The sequence below is a fragment of the Acinetobacter sichuanensis genome (genome assembly GCF_003024515.2).
Taxonomy (GTDB): Bacteria; Pseudomonadota; Gammaproteobacteria; order Pseudomonadales; family Moraxellaceae; genus Acinetobacter; species Acinetobacter sichuanensis.
Map to the genome: position 1 here is coordinate 1 of NZ_PYIX02000039.1, position 13,882 is coordinate 13,882.

Below are 13,882 nucleotides of genomic sequence, written 5' to 3' on the forward strand. Positions count from 1 at the left end.
TCTGTGGAATCTGTGGAATCTGTGGAATCTGTGGAATCTGTGGAATCTGTGGAATCTGTAGCTTTTACGTTATTAGAACTCGAAGATCAGCAACTTAATGCTCAAGAATTACAAGCTGACCCGATGGTGATTGAATGGGAGCTTGAGAAAAATGAAGAGCAACACGCTACAAATATAACACCTGAAGTTGTTGAATTTACTGATGTGAGTACGCAAGAAATTCATGAAAGCCAAAATGAGGAACTTGAAACCTCTTTTAATATGATCAATGATGTTGAGGACGCTAAATCAGAAGATCATTTTTCTTTAGCTACAGCACCTTTGCCTGAATTAGATCAAAATCAGTTGCAACAGCAGGAAATGAGTGAAACACTGCAAATTGATCATGAAAATGACTCAACTCTCATCGAAACTGCGATTTCATCTGATATTTTGACTTTGGATCAAACACAAGATGAAATTGCTCAACAAAAAAATCAGCAACAATCGGTTGTTTATGCAGATGATTCAGCAGATTTGCTTGAGCCACTCAGTCAAGAACATCAAAAGATAGATATAGAAGAACAACAAACATGTGATATTTCCGAAAAAATAGATTTAGTGACAACAGAACATCAAATATTCACAGAACCAGAAGATTTAATTGAACAAAAAAATAGCATTCCAGTATTGCCTGAATCTCAAGATATTGATGAAAAGTATAGTAATTTTTCATTAAATAAAGCGATTAATTTGCATGATCAATCAAGTGAAGATAAAGAGCAAAAACAGGAACATTTAGAAGAGAATGATCAAAAAATATCATCTACATCACAAAGCTCCCAAGCATTGGTGACTCATGAAAAAGTAGAGCAAGATTCACTTTTAGCAACTGAACCCGTAGATTCAAAAGTGGAGTTTCAAGAAGAGCGAGAAGGATCCAGTTTTAAAGAAAACTCGATGTATTTAAATTTAAAAACACAAATATTATATGGAAAATGGAAACCCGTAAAAGAAAAGAAAGAGCATAAATTTTATATTAATCCATTATATGTGATTGGTGTGATTATTTTGTTATTAGGTACAAATGTTGCCTATCTAGCTTATGGTAAATATAAGAAGTATCAGCAAGAACAAGAGGTTAAGCTACATTTGTATAAATTGGAACAAGAAAAGAAAAATGCTGCACAAAAAAATGCTGCTTTAAGGAAGTAATATTTTGGCAAAGTCTTTTAAATAAAAACCGTGTACTTGAAGCCACGGTTTTTATATTGAGCATGCTTATGATCGTAAGGTTTTTATTTACCTGTTTGATTTTCGCAAAACTGTAAAAAAGAACGTAAACCAGGACCTTGATATTTTTGTCGGTGTACGAGCATATAGAGTGGGCGTGTTAATGTCCAAAATGGAGTATCTAAGACAACGAGCTGCTGTTTTTCTAATAACGGATCAATCGCTAATTTAGAAATACATGATACACCTAAACCACCTGCTACAATTTTTAGAATAGCTTCATTATGCCCAAGCGTTAAACGTATATTGGCATCAGGAATATCTTGTAAGATGGCATTATCGAAGACTTCACGTGTACCTGAGCCTTCTTCACGTAAAATCCATTCTACATGATAAAAATCTTCAGGCGTTAATGGTCGCTTTAACTGAGCTAAAGGATGGCTAGGAGCACAACATACAGCTAATTCATCATCACGCCAGTGAATACATTGTAATTGTGGTAAATGACAAGAACCTTCGATCATCGCTAAATCAAGTTGGAATTGATTTACTGCTTCAATCATTTGGCGAGTATTACCTACTTGTAACTGTAAATGAGCTTGTGGGCGAATTTGTAAAAAATCAGCCATTAAATCTGGCATCAAGTAGTCACTGATGGTGAGCGTTGCCCCAATACGTAAATCTATACTTTGGAATTCACCTTTTGCAGCCTGTTCAAAAGCTTCGCAACGACCTAAAATTTCAAGTGCTTGCGGAAGAAGAAAACGACCTAAATCATTTAATTGTAATCTTTTTCCAAGACGGTCAAATAGGGGAGCTCCGAGTCCATCCTCTAAGTCTGCCAAAGCCATGCTTGCAGCACTTTGAGTCAATCGAACTGCATCGCTGGCTTTGGTCACAGTGCCTTCTTGAGCGACTGCTACGAAAACAGCCAATTGGCGTAAAGTCATGCGCATGTAGATAGCCTTAACATTAAACGTCTTTCATATAAACTTTAGACCTTTTAATTTTCTCTTTTTAGAGGAAAAAAAGGAGGAGGATGAAAGAGGTCTATTTAAAATAAATATTAATAAATTATGTTGACATGCTACCATGAGCATAGTCATTCATGCCACGTTCAAATCATGTCAATTGAAAAATTTAGCGTAGAAAAGGTTTTATCTGTACACCGTTGGACCAATACCTTATTTAGTTTTACCATGACAAGACCTGCTCATTTCAAATTTACCGCAGGGCAGTTCGCCCGTATTGGGTTAAAAGTTGGAGATGATCTTGTTGTACGAGCATATTCTGTTGTTTCTTCGCCTTTTGATGAAACCTTAGAATTTTTTTCTATTGTTGTGCCAGATGGTGCTTTTACCTCAAATTTACAGCATCTCGAAGTTGGGGATGAATTATATTTAGAAAAAGTTCCTTATGGTTTTTTAACCTTAGCACGTTATCAATTACCATTACCCAAAGATTTATGGTTATTAGGAACAGGAACAGGCTTAGCTCCATTTATTTCAATGTTACAAGACTTTGAAACTTGGTCAAAATATCAGTCAATTACCTTGGTATATAGTGTGCGTACAGCATCTGAACTTGCTTATGTAACACGTATTGAGGAAATTGCACAAACCTTTGGTGAAGGACATACAGGTTTTAAGTTTGTACCTATTATTACCCGTGACCCACAGGCAACTTTACATGATCGCTTACCGATTTTAATTGAAAATGGTGAATTAGAAAAAACGGTTGGTTTAGCATTAAATCCTGAAACAACACATGTGATGTTATGTGGAAATCCACAGATGGTTGATGATACTAAAGATGCTTTAAAAGCACGTGGTTTAACCATGAATCGTCGTGGTGAAGGAAATATTGCAGTAGAAAATTACTGGTAAGTTGTTTCAGTATCAACATTTTTGATTAAAAAAATCCTCTATTGATTAGAGGATTTTTCTTAATGAACAAACATATCCATAAATTCACGTAGCTCATAAATTGCTGAGTCTAGATCTGTGCTGAGCCATGTTGGTTCAAAAAAACCTGAGTAAAACTCAAGACGCTCTGACGGGACAATAATTCGAATCGGACATTCTTCTTCGACTAAGCGCCAAGGAATAATGGGAACTTCTTGATCTAAAAAAGGTTCAATATTTCGAATATCTATAATCATCGCATTAATACAGTCAGGAAAAGGCATGACTGACAATTCTTCTGTGCGACGACGAAAATACTCAAGGTCTCCCCATTTTAAAACATCACTAGGTTTATTGAATTCGATAATTCCAATGAAATGTTCATCACGAGTGGTATGCAAAAAGCATTGATGAGTGACATCTGTGTCTAAATCGAGTGAGACACTTTGCCGTTGATAAGCCATATTTTCCATAGCCCAATAAGAGGGTCGATATTATAGCTCAAATTAACTGCAAAAATTTTTAATTTCAAAATTTCATGATTCTCTATTTAATTCTCTTTATTTCAAAATAACAGTTATTAGTCTGATTAAATAATAAGCAAGACTAACTTACTAAGATATAAAATTTTTTACACAATACTACAATAGAGCTTGTTAGTATAAAAAAACACCAATCACGTTAATAAGGGGGAGAAAACCATGGTTCATGATTTTACTAAGCCACCCCATGTCGAGGGTGCAGAGGAAAAACAACAAAAAAGACGTTTACCCGTCTATATATTGATTATTGTTGGTATTTTTCTGGCAGCTCTGATTTTTTATATGTTTGCAGATATCAATCCTAAATCGGGAGAAATTCCTGCAAATCAGTCCATTCCTGCTGTAAGTGAACACGATTCAAATCGACAGCAAGATACTATTGCAACAGCAACCGATGAAACAGCAGAAGCAACTGCAACTGGAGCACGTGATTCTCAATAGAGTCGCGTGGGTTTTATGTTGAGATGAAAATTTTTTTCATTTCAACATAAGCCAATATGTTGTTTAAGCATACATCTAAAAGTATCTGATATATAAATCATTTTCATATATCTTAAATATTTTAGTCAGAAACATGACATAAAAAGATGACGCTATTCACAAGAAAATCATGATCTAAAACGAGCAAGATGAATAGAGGACATAACAATGAATGAATATCTAGGTTCACGTGGTGGTCGTTTTGATGCCATGTATTATTGGGAACAATTCCAACCCATTATTGCTGCAATTGTAATTTTGTTGGTGGGTTGGATCCTTGCGCTAATTATTGCAGCAGGAATTAAGAAAATACTGACTAAATTAGGCACAAATCAAAAATTGTCTAATGCAACAGGACATCGCTCAAATATTGAAAATATAGTATCCAGAGTTGTTTTTTGGGTGGTCATGGTTATTGCCGTGATTGGTGCATTAAATGTACTGAATTTGAGTAGTATCAGCAGTCCTTTTAGCAACATGATTCAGCAATTCCTGTTGTTTATTCCTCAGCTTCTTGCTGCTATTGCAATTGGTTTTATTGGATGGATTGTGGCAAATTTGGTCAAAGTTGGGCTTAAAAACTTATTAGACCGCACACAACTTGATGAAAAACTAAGTGCAGAAGTTGGCGTCAGTCCAATTAGTCATAATATCGCAGATATTGTTTACTGGCTGATTTTACTCTTATTTTTACCAATCGTATTGTCTATTTTAGGTTTGCAAGGGCTATTAATACCTGTGCAAAATATGCTGAATGAGGCAATATCTTATTTACCAAATATCTTCATTGCTGGTGTGATTATTTTCGTGGGTTATATTTTAGCGAAAATTGTCCGCGGTATTGTTGAAGGCTTAAGTAATAGTTTAAATTTACAAGCGCAAGCAGAAAAAGTCGGTTTATTTAAAAATTCAGAGCAAGGTTTACCTAAGTTTTTAGGCTCTTTTGTCTTTGCTGTGGTCATGATCACTTCATTGATTATTGCGTTTGAAGCGTTGGGAATTCAAGCAATTTCGCAACCTGCAACAGCTATGCTTGCTGAAATCATGTTTGCGATTCCACATATTATTGCAGCAGGGCTGATTTTAATCGTTGCTTATGTCGTTTCACGTTTTGTTGGACGTTTAGTAGCTGAACTGATTGCAGGTACAGGCGTTGACCAAATCCCCGCTAAACTTGATATACAGCGCTTTTTAGGGGAAACCAAAGTTTCGTGTGTTGTGGGTTATCTGATTGTATTCTTTACGATGCTTTTTGCTGTATCAGAAGCAGCAAACCGTTTAGGATTTGACCAAATTAGTGACCTTATTGCGATGTTTATCCAGTTTGGTGCTGACATTTTACTGGGTGCTGTGATTCTTGTGATCGGTTTCTGGCTTGCAAATGTTGTTGCAAATGTGGTGCAGCGTGGTGAATATAATAGTTCGCGTTGGCTTGGAAACTTAGTTCGTGTACTGATCATGGGCTTGGTGATTGCAATGGGACTTCGAGCAATGGGTATTGCTGATTCTATTGTGAATTTAGCATTTGGTTTAACTTTAGGTGCTGTTGCTGTTGCCTTTGCACTTGCCTTTGGTTTAGGTGGGCGTCAACCAGCAGAACGTGTATTGACAGACCTCATTGATAAAGCTAAAAAAGAAGGAAATCAACCCAATCCTTTAGCACAGAAAGCTGCGGAAAATGAGCATTCTGGATTAGTGACAGCAGATCAGGTGACTGCAGACTCTCCAATCGTTGAATCTGAATATCAAGCTCCTTTAGATCAGACATTTGATATAAAAACCGATCATCCGTTAAAAGATGACCCGAAATAACCTGTAATTTATGATAAAGATCGATCAGGATTTACTGGTCGATCTTTTTTATTTAAATAATGAAAACATGAATGAGGAGAACCCATATGACAAAAAAGCAACCCAATAAGTTTATAGCTCCTATAGTGATTGCAGGTATTACCATTGGATTTTTAGCCAGTGCTTATAAATTTGTTTTTGCAAAGCCAAAATCAGCAACAAAGCCAGATTTGGCAGCGCAAAAAGAGCTTTCTACAGAAACAGTAGAGCAAAATAGCTCAGATCATCAAACTCAGTAGTAAAATCGTGGGCTAATCTGCTTATGTAAAATGATTAAACATATTCAGACGCGGCATGTGCAGATGCCCATGCCCATTGAAAATTAAAACCGCCTAAATGTCCTGTGACATCTAAAATTTCACCAATAAAAAATAAGCCTTTTTGTTTCTTACTTTCCATTGTCTTAGATGAAACCTCTGTGGTATCTACACCACCAAGAGTGACTTCAGCAGTACGATAACCTTCAGTTCCAGAAGGTTTGACTTCAAATTGATGCAGTTTTTGTGCAATATTTTCCAGTTTTTCATCACTGAGCTGTGCAATTGCAGTTTCAGCGAATTCTGCCCAGATTAAGCTTTGTAATTCTAAAACAACACTTTTTGGCAGTAGTTCACTCAGCAAGGTACGAATGAGAACTTTTGGTTGACTTTGTTTCTTGGCTTTAAAAAATTCAAAAAGTTCTTTTGATGGTAAAAAGTCGATTTTGAAACTTTGCCCAACATCCCAATAATTCGATAATTGCAAAGAACTTGGACCACTTAAGCCTCGATGGGTAAATAATAAAGCTTCTGTGAAACTGTTTAATTCATTGGATAAGGTTGCTTCAACAGCATTGCCACTGAGGCGAGTTGTGACTTCTTTAAACTGGTCTGAAAATGTAAATGGCACTAAGCCTGCACGGGTTGGGTAAATGTGATGCCCAAATTGTTTCGCAATTTTATAGCCAATATCTGAACCACCTAAAGTTGGAATCGACAAACCACCTGACGCGACCACAACCGATGTTGCCTCAAAGTAGCCAAGATTGGTTGCCACTTGAAAATGTTGTTCATCGATTGCAGTGACTGCTTTGACTTCACAACTGGTTTTGATGTCAACCAATTGAGTTTTTTCACACTCATTGAGTAACATCGCTAAAATTTCTTTAGCACCATTTAAAGTAAACAATTGCCCATGTTTGCGCTCTTCATAGTCAATGCCATATTCACAGACCATTCCTATAAAGTCCCAATTGGTATAGCGCGTTAATGCTGAAATAACAAAATGGGGATTATGCGAAATGAAGTTTTCAGGCTCTACATAGAGGTTGGTAAAGTTACATTTACCACCGCCAGACATCAGGATTTTTTTACCGATTTTATTGGCTTTTTCCATGACCAAGACTTTACGACCACGTGCAGCCGCTTTTGCTGCTAGCATTAAACCAGAAGCACCAGCACCGAGAACAATGACATCGTATTGATTTGTAGACATGGGAAACTCGTGAGGAAGGAAAGCAGGGCATTATAGACAAAATGAGATGAAAATTCAGGTACTATAAGCAAGTAACTATAATTTAAATCGGTAAAGAAAAATTAAAAAATTGTATTTTGTAAGACAGCTTAAATGAAACTTAAAAAAGAAATATAGTATAAATAATAGACATAAATAGAGGTAATAAAATGAATAATTTAACAAAAACTGAAACCGAAATCGCAGCTTTAAAACAATATAATCAAATCACTTATATTTTATATCTTGCAGGTTATCTCGTTGGTTTTACATGGCTTATTGCAATTATTATGAACTATGTGAAACGTGATGATATGCGTGGTACATGGTTAGAAAGCCATGTTAATTATCAAATTAAAACTTTTTGGATTAGTTTTGTCGGCTATATCGTTGGTGCGCTTTTAGCGATTGTAGTGATTGGATTTGTTATTCTATTGGCAGTTTTTATTTGGGATGCTTATCGTCTCATTAAAGGTCTGATCGCATTAAATGATAATAAACTGGTATAAAGCTATAATCATAGACAGTTTGGGTTATGGGGTTGCGGTGTCTAAGCGACCTTGTAATCCACCGCTATGAATCACTAAAATTCGTGTGTTTTCTTCAAAACATTCTTTTTTAATCAGATCTAAAATTCCAAACAGCATTTTTCCTGTATAAATATGTTCAAGCGGAATTGGATGTTTTTGTTCAAATTTTTCAATAAACTGGAGTAATTCAATAGTCGTTTTTGCATAACCACCACAACAATAGGCATCCGTAATTTCCCAGTTTTTTTTATGAGTTTTTAAAGCAACTTCCTTTGCTAGAAAATCACCTTTTAATGCAGAAAAGCCTAAAATTTGTTGATGTTCTGCACTTGCTTCAATTAAGCCTGTAATTGTGCCACCTGTGCCTACAGCACAACAAATCACATCATAATGTTCTAAATCACTCTGAGAAAGAATTTCTTGGCAGCCTTGTATCGCCAAGGTATTTGTTCCTCCTTCAGGAATAATATAGCTCTCAGGATAAGTTTGTTTTAATGCTTGTATAAATTCCTCTGTCTCTTTTAATCTGTATTTTTCACGTGAAACGAACTCAAGCTGCATACCAAAATGTTGTGCGGTGGAAAGTGTATGATTCAGTGGACAATTGACGAGTTCTTCCCCACGAATGATTCCTATACTTTGAAACCCAAATAAATGTGCAGCATATGCCGTTGCAGCAATATGATTGGAATAGGCTCCACCAAAAGTGATGATGTGTTTACAGCCTCGTGCCTGAGCTTCTAGAAAGTTATATTTGAGTTTAAAAAACTTATTGCCTGAAATTTGTGGATGAATCTGGTCAAGACGTTTTATGGTCACATGTACAGGTGCTTTTAGGTCAAGCTTATGATATTGAACAGTTTCGGCAATACGATCAAACATTGGATAATTTTAAATACAAGGATTGATACGTATTGTACCTAAACGGATTTGATATTGAATTAATTTTGACTGGTATCTACCGAAGTAATAACAGACATCCCAGGTCTTAAAAACTCAAGTCCTTTTTGATTTGGGTCAATGGCAATCCGTACAGAGATCCGTTGCACCACTTTGGTAAAATTGCCTGTGGTATTGTCAGGTTTGAGTACACTAAATTCTGCACCCGCCGCAGGTGATATTTGTTCAACTCGTCCAGTAAATTTTTGATGTTTCATGGCATCAACAGTGAAAGAGGCTTTTTGCCCAATTTTCATGTCTGCAATTTGAGTTTCTTTAAAGTTTGCAATTACCCAAGTTTGCTTTGGAATGAGATACATCAGTTGTGTACCTGCTGCTACATATTGTCCAACACGGGGCGTAACTTCACCTAATTGTCCATCCATAGGCGCAGCGATAACGCTGTAATCTTTGGTCGTTACCGCTTGATCAAACTGTGCCTTGGCATTGGTCACTTGAGCTTTTAAACCTGACTCAGCCACTTGCGCAGTTTTTAATGCTTCTTGTGCTACAAGAACATTGGCTTCAGCTTGTTTGAGTAGAGCTAAATTATTTTTTGCATCTGCTGCGGCTTTATCTTGTTCTGTTTTTGAGGTTGCACCACTATTTCCTAATTGTTGATAGCGATTTAACTGTGCATTTGAAAGTTCGTAGCTGGCACGTGCTTGATCAACTTTGGCTTGTGCAGCAACAATATCAGCTTTACGTTGCTCAATCGCTTGAGTTTGATTGGCTAAAGTCGTGTTGGCTTGATCGACACCAGATTCAGCTTGAGTGATTTTTTGATCATAGGTCGTCGTATCAATATGCATTAAAACTTGACCTTTTTTCACATGGTCAAAGTCAGTCACCATGACATCTTTGACATAACCATTGATCTGTGAAGAAAGAACAGTTGTTTTACCTTTGACATAACTATTTTCGGTAGATTGCAGCGTATTTTCAAAAGGTCCAATTTGCCAAGCCCACATCATCAGGCTAATGCCAAGTAATAAAACCAAGAACATGAAAACCAAAGTACGTTTCGCCGTTGGAATTAACTTACTGGATGGCGGCGGAGCAAGTGGTGTAATTGGCGTTGGTGTAGGTTCTGTTTTTGGTTCTGATGGTTTTGAATCTTGTGACATAGGATCATCTCAAATTTTTAATACATAAAGTAACTAGCCATAATTGTGTTGAACGTGCGTATTAAATGAGGCTAACTTGAATTCATCATCTGCTGTTTTCTAATTTGATATTTTGCCCAAAAAATATTCAACATACTCCAAATAAATAAAATAATCGCAAAAATGCCATTCATTGCAATAACATCATTGTAGGCACGAACCTGTGCCTCTTTGGTTACCCCTTGATTGAGGTTTTGCAGTGCTTGATTCTGTTGTAAATGCTGATCTAAAGTATATTTACTGGCACTTTGTTGGTAAGTGTGAATACGTTGATATACGATTGGGTCAGTTGGAGACAGGTCACTAATAATTTCAGCACGGTAATTCTGAGTTCGAACTTGCTGATAGGTAGAAAAGAATGAGTTACCTAATAAACCACCAAAACTTTGGGTTGCCGAAAATAAAACCACAAAAGTGACCATGTGTGATGGACCTTTTTGCAAGGCTTGAATAATGCCCGTAAGTAATAACGGACCAATAAACATACCACTGGCAAAACCGACAATAAATTGACTACGGTAAAAATTTTCAGGTCGAACATCACTAGTAAGATGATAATCAAGCGTACACGCAAATAAAATCAATACCACAGCACCAGCCAAATGCCATGGAATGCGCTCACGTTTAAAGGTTACAGCACTAAAGATTGTCCCAGATGCAATTCCTAAAAGTATCACAACATACAAAGGAACGAATTGGTCTGGTCCCATTCCCATGGTTTTGAGAAAATTGACTGCGGCATAACTTTGTTCTGACATGAGCAAACGAATTGCCAATGCTCCAAAGATAAAGTTCAACGTCGTTGCCGAACCAAGCCAACGCGTAATCAATAATGGATTGACCCGATAATGCTCATAGGTAAGCCCAAGAATAATTAAGCTAAAACCTGCAATGAGTGCATAGCCCAACCATTTCGCTTCAAACCACCATAAAATAGGACCTTGCGTGAGGACAATACAAATGAGGGCAAAACCGGGAGCAAGCAGTGCAAAAGTAAAAAAATCCTGCTTTTCAAACACAGCAATACGTAAGCTGCGAGGAAGTTTCAGAGAAACCACCATTGCCAAACAACAAAGTGCTAAACCTAGTTCAAAAGTATATAAAATTGACCAATCATTGACATCGACAATATAAGGCGAAATGATCCAAGCTAAAGGAATACCAAGTTGTTGAAAACCTAATGCCAAATAAATACCACGTCCAAAATTAGCACGTTTAAAGGCTTGCATAATATAATACATACCCAGTGAACTGAGTGGTGCAGCCACTAAGCCACTGATAATACGGACTAATAATGCCATTTCAAAGGTTTGCACAAAAATATGTAAAATGAGCACACAGATAAATAGGACTAAACCAATTTCTGAAAATAGTCTTAAACCATATTGCTGCCTTGCTTTAAATAACAATAAATTTGAACTGATATTTGCCATGACATAGGCTGCTGGAATCCAAGCTGCTTCAGCAGGAGTCAGTGAATATTCACCTTGAATTAATGGCAAGTTAGCCGTAATAAAACCGTTGCTCAGACTGCCTGAAATAGCCACCACTAGACCGATAAAAAAATAAATCAGTTTTTTGGGCGTAGAATGAGCGATTGCAGCAGGAGAGCCCGGCAAAGTAGGACGTTCTTCGGGAGTCCAATCTGGTGCAGGTTCAAGGAGGCGTGGTGTTTTATCCATTTTTAACTACGCTTTCATACCATCGATGAGTAAGTCAACTGCGCGCGTTGCTAAAGCAACTTGTTCCGCATCAGTCATACCTTGAAATGCGGCTCTTAAAATCCCTGTAATCAAAGCATAATCTTTCGTTGTTAAATCTGCACGGCAAATCTGATGAGTGATCGCTTGATCAATCAAGGGTTGTAAAATAGCATCACGACGTAAATAAATATCCACCATAATTGGGTCATCACGATCAATCACGCGCCAATATTCCATTAATGCGGTGAGAAGTGGAAGATTATCGACATGACTGCGTATCAGTCGAATCATGCCATCTGGATATTGTGCATAATCTTTTGCTTTTGCTTCTAAACGCGTTAAAGCTTGTTCCATCAGGGCGATCACCAGTTCACGACGATCTTTAAAATTTCGATAAAATGTTGCACGTCCAACACCTGCTTCACTGATAACTAACTGTAAGGGTGCACGTATGCCTTGTTGGCGAAATATTTTAAGTGCAGCAGAAAGTAAGTCTTCACGGTTTTGTGCAGCAAGTTGTTGGCGTTTACGCATGATATGAAAGCAAAATAGGACTTAATAATATTTAACGGACATTTTTGTCCGTTGTAAAATCCTGCGTTGTTGATTTTTTGTAATCTGCCATATTCTTTGTATAAATCTCGCTAAAATAACGAAACCATCACGCTATCATTCATCTTGATAGAGGACTGATAAAAAATAATGTTTTTTAATATGAAGAATAAAGGTTAATGCAAAATATTTTTAAAAAAATTAAACCAAGTTTTATGGGGATCTTGTGCACCCTGATTTTATTCAGTGGATGTGAAAAGTCTGAACAGAAAAAAGCACCAGAAAATAAAAATAAAGATCCACTGAAGCAGCAATTTGAACAGTGGAAATCTCAACAAGATCCGAAATTATTAAATGAATACTATGAATTTATGACACAGTATTTAAAACATCCACCAAGTTTGATGGAACTGACTACGACTCGAAACTATATGCCTGAGCAGTGTTATTCCAAGCGTTTTGCCATACCTCCCAAAAAGTATTGGGAAAATGTAGTCGGAAGTTTAAAGCTGGTTGAAAAACTCAATCAAAATGACTTTTATCAGCATTATACCATCACGGCAATTTATCGTAATCCTGAACTTAATCAATGTGTAAAAGGCGCTTTACGTAGTAAACATTTATATAATTATGCCGTCGATTTTCATGTGTTAGCACCGAAAGAGACAGATCAAAAAGCACGTGAGGGATTGGTCAAAAAAATGTGTCAGTTTTGGCAGAAGGAAGGGAAAATTTTTAAAATGGGTTTAGGTGTTTATGGTAATAATCGCTATCATATTGATACGCAAGGATATCGTACATGGGGTAAAGACTATAAATCGAGTAGTTCACCATGTTTGAAGACAACGAAGTAGAGCAACATGACATTCAATTCTTATTTTAAAATTTTACTGTTTTCAACAACTGCATTGCTGAGTATGTTGAGTTATGCAAATGATGACGAAGCTGATTTAAAAGATAAAATTCTTGGTTCAGCAGGAAAAATTAAAATCAAACAAGAGCGTTGTAATCGTGACAATGGTGAATGTGATTTTGTGCTTTATGATGCAAAAAATAAAAAGCAAACGCTGCTAAAACAATGGAATAAAACCGCAGTTGTGTATCAGTTTACGCCAAACCTAATGGGTTTTATGATTGGTGCAACAGGTACAGACCATAATTTGATGGTGGTTAATGATCAAAACCAACAGAAAAATTTTGGTAGTTTTTTAGCAATCAATCAAAATAAAACATGTATTGTAACTTATGAATCAAATGTGAAAAATATGCCTGATTCACTCGTGTTTTATAGCGTACCTGACTTTCGGGTTCGCCAAGTGATCAACCAAAAAGTACCTCAATTTAATCAATTCTCTTATCCAATGGATCAAGGTTTTGAAGATGATGGCAGTTATGCTTTTGGTTATATCGCAAAATTTGATGGTGAAATGGACATGCAAAGTGTGGTCATTCAAAACCCATGTCAGTCAAATTATCGGATTATTATGAATTAAGTTTAAATGTTTATTTACG

Annotated in this window: 15 protein-coding genes; 8 read left to right on the forward strand and 7 right to left on the reverse strand. The window is 36.5% G+C overall.

The features are described 5' to 3' along the window. Nucleotides 1-1,194, forward strand: a 1,194-nt coding sequence (locus C9E89_RS23330) for a hypothetical protein (RefSeq protein ID WP_171405168.1), incomplete at its 5' end; no start/stop codon positions are given. A gap of 83 nt (nucleotides 1,195-1,277) precedes the next feature. Here C9E89_RS23330 and gigC read toward each other — a convergent pair. Next, nucleotides 1,278-2,168 (reverse strand): LysR family transcriptional regulator GigC, encoded by an 891-nt coding sequence (gene gigC, locus C9E89_RS17475; RefSeq protein ID WP_107009647.1) that lies wholly within the window; start codon nucleotides 2,166-2,168, stop codon nucleotides 1,278-1,280. A gap of 168 nt (nucleotides 2,169-2,336) precedes the next feature. Here gigC and C9E89_RS17480 point away from each other — a divergent pair, with 168 nt between their 5' ends. Continuing rightward, entirely contained in the window at nucleotides 2,337-3,098 is a 762-nt protein-coding gene (locus C9E89_RS17480; RefSeq protein WP_107009646.1) for a ferredoxin--NADP reductase, read from the forward strand. A gap of 59 nt (nucleotides 3,099-3,157) precedes the next feature. On the opposite strand, the gene C9E89_RS17485 is transcribed toward C9E89_RS17480, so the two are convergent. After that, a complete protein-coding gene (locus C9E89_RS17485; RefSeq protein WP_107009654.1) occupies nucleotides 3,158-3,580 on the reverse strand; it encodes a hypothetical protein in 423 nt (140 codons plus the stop codon). Between the two features lie 237 nt (nucleotides 3,581-3,817). Between C9E89_RS17485 and C9E89_RS17490 the strand changes: the two genes are divergently transcribed. The 3 genes from C9E89_RS17490 to C9E89_RS17500 all read left to right on the forward strand — a co-directional run bounded on the left by C9E89_RS17490 (nucleotide 3,818) and on the right by C9E89_RS17500 (nucleotide 6,228). Then, a complete protein-coding gene (locus C9E89_RS17490; protein ID WP_107009645.1) occupies nucleotides 3,818-4,099 on the forward strand; it encodes a hypothetical protein in 282 nt (93 codons plus the stop codon). A 207-nt stretch (nucleotides 4,100-4,306) separates the two neighbouring features. Beyond that, nucleotides 4,307-5,950 carry a mechanosensitive ion channel gene (locus C9E89_RS17495; RefSeq protein ID WP_107009644.1) on the forward strand — a complete coding sequence of 548 codons (1,644 nt, stop codon included), beginning with the start codon at nucleotides 4,307-4,309 and terminating at the stop codon, nucleotides 5,948-5,950. An 86-nt stretch (nucleotides 5,951-6,036) separates the two neighbouring features. Next, entirely contained in the window at nucleotides 6,037-6,228 is a 192-nt protein-coding gene (locus C9E89_RS17500; RefSeq protein WP_107009643.1) for a hypothetical protein, read from the forward strand. Between the two features lie 34 nt (nucleotides 6,229-6,262). Here the strand turns inward: C9E89_RS17500 and C9E89_RS17505 are convergent, their stop codons facing one another. Continuing rightward, a complete protein-coding gene (locus C9E89_RS17505) occupies nucleotides 6,263-7,462 on the reverse strand; it encodes a BaiN/RdsA family NAD(P)/FAD-dependent oxidoreductase (protein WP_107009642.1) in 1,200 nt (399 codons plus the stop codon). A 188-nt stretch (nucleotides 7,463-7,650) separates the two neighbouring features. On the opposite strand from C9E89_RS17505, the gene C9E89_RS17510 reads away from it, so the two are divergent. Next, on the forward strand, nucleotides 7,651-7,989 hold the full coding sequence (locus C9E89_RS17510; RefSeq protein ID WP_107009641.1) for a DUF4870 family protein: 339 nt from the start codon (nucleotides 7,651-7,653) through the stop codon (nucleotides 7,987-7,989). A gap of 24 nt (nucleotides 7,990-8,013) precedes the next feature. Here C9E89_RS17510 and C9E89_RS17515 read toward each other — a convergent pair whose 3' ends face one another. The 4 genes from C9E89_RS17515 to C9E89_RS17530 form a co-directional block, all read right to left on the reverse strand. Further along, on the reverse strand, nucleotides 8,014-8,892 hold the full coding sequence (locus C9E89_RS17515; RefSeq protein ID WP_107009640.1) for a 1-aminocyclopropane-1-carboxylate deaminase/D-cysteine desulfhydrase: 879 nt from the start codon (nucleotides 8,890-8,892) through the stop codon (nucleotides 8,014-8,016). A gap of 59 nt (nucleotides 8,893-8,951) precedes the next feature. Next, entirely contained in the window at nucleotides 8,952-10,076 is a 1,125-nt protein-coding gene (locus tag C9E89_RS17520) for an HlyD family secretion protein (protein WP_107009639.1), read from the reverse strand. Between the two features lie 71 nt (nucleotides 10,077-10,147). Beyond that, the gene (locus tag C9E89_RS17525; RefSeq protein ID WP_107009638.1) at nucleotides 10,148-11,797 is read right to left on the reverse strand and encodes an MFS transporter; all 1,650 of its coding nucleotides are present in this window, start codon (nucleotides 11,795-11,797) and stop codon (nucleotides 10,148-10,150) included. A gap of 6 nt (nucleotides 11,798-11,803) precedes the next feature. Beyond that, nucleotides 11,804-12,352, reverse strand: coding sequence for a TetR/AcrR family transcriptional regulator (locus C9E89_RS17530; RefSeq protein ID WP_107009637.1), 549 nt, complete (start codon nucleotides 12,350-12,352; stop codon nucleotides 11,804-11,806). 197 nt (nucleotides 12,353-12,549) lie between these two features. Here C9E89_RS17530 and C9E89_RS17535 point away from each other — a divergent pair, with 197 nt between their 5' ends. Together C9E89_RS17535 and C9E89_RS17540 are read left to right on the forward strand one after the other, a co-directional pair. Continuing rightward, entirely contained in the window at nucleotides 12,550-13,224 is a 675-nt protein-coding gene (locus tag C9E89_RS17535) for a D-Ala-D-Ala carboxypeptidase family metallohydrolase (protein ID WP_228199061.1), read from the forward strand. Between the two features lie 6 nt (nucleotides 13,225-13,230). Further along, nucleotides 13,231-13,863 (forward strand): hypothetical protein, encoded by a 633-nt coding sequence (locus C9E89_RS17540; RefSeq protein WP_107009636.1) that lies wholly within the window; start codon nucleotides 13,231-13,233, stop codon nucleotides 13,861-13,863. Nucleotides 13,864-13,882 lie beyond the last annotated feature (19 nt).

Bases quoted from the DNA above. Each gene is read 5' to 3' on its own strand.
- gigC (WP_107009647.1), bottom strand. From the start codon at position 2,168: ATGCGCATGACTTTACGCCAATTGGCTGTTTTCGTAGCAGTCGCTCAA.
- C9E89_RS17480 (WP_107009646.1), top strand. From the start codon at position 2,337: ATGTCAATTGAAAAATTTAGCGTAGAAAAGGTTTTATCTGTACACCGT.
- C9E89_RS17485 (WP_107009654.1), bottom strand. From the start codon at position 3,580: ATGGCTTATCAACGGCAAAGTGTCTCACTCGATTTAGACACAGATGTC.
- C9E89_RS17490 (WP_107009645.1), top strand. From the start codon at position 3,818: ATGGTTCATGATTTTACTAAGCCACCCCATGTCGAGGGTGCAGAGGAA.
- C9E89_RS17495 (WP_107009644.1), top strand. From the start codon at position 4,307: ATGAATGAATATCTAGGTTCACGTGGTGGTCGTTTTGATGCCATGTAT.
- C9E89_RS17500 (WP_107009643.1), top strand. From the start codon at position 6,037: ATGACAAAAAAGCAACCCAATAAGTTTATAGCTCCTATAGTGATTGCA.
- C9E89_RS17505 (WP_107009642.1), bottom strand. From the start codon at position 7,462: ATGTCTACAAATCAATACGATGTCATTGTTCTCGGTGCTGGTGCTTCT.
- C9E89_RS17510 (WP_107009641.1), top strand. From the start codon at position 7,651: ATGAATAATTTAACAAAAACTGAAACCGAAATCGCAGCTTTAAAACAA.
- C9E89_RS17515 (WP_107009640.1), bottom strand. From the start codon at position 8,892: ATGTTTGATCGTATTGCCGAAACTGTTCAATATCATAAGCTTGACCTA.
- C9E89_RS17520 (WP_107009639.1), bottom strand. From the start codon at position 10,076: ATGTCACAAGATTCAAAACCATCAGAACCAAAAACAGAACCTACACCA.
- C9E89_RS17525 (WP_107009638.1), bottom strand. From the start codon at position 11,797: ATGGATAAAACACCACGCCTCCTTGAACCTGCACCAGATTGGACTCCC.
- C9E89_RS17530 (WP_107009637.1), bottom strand. From the start codon at position 12,352: ATGCGTAAACGCCAACAACTTGCTGCACAAAACCGTGAAGACTTACTT.
- C9E89_RS17535 (WP_228199061.1), top strand. From the start codon at position 12,550: ATGCAAAATATTTTTAAAAAAATTAAACCAAGTTTTATGGGGATCTTG.
- C9E89_RS17540 (WP_107009636.1), top strand. From the start codon at position 13,231: ATGACATTCAATTCTTATTTTAAAATTTTACTGTTTTCAACAACTGCA.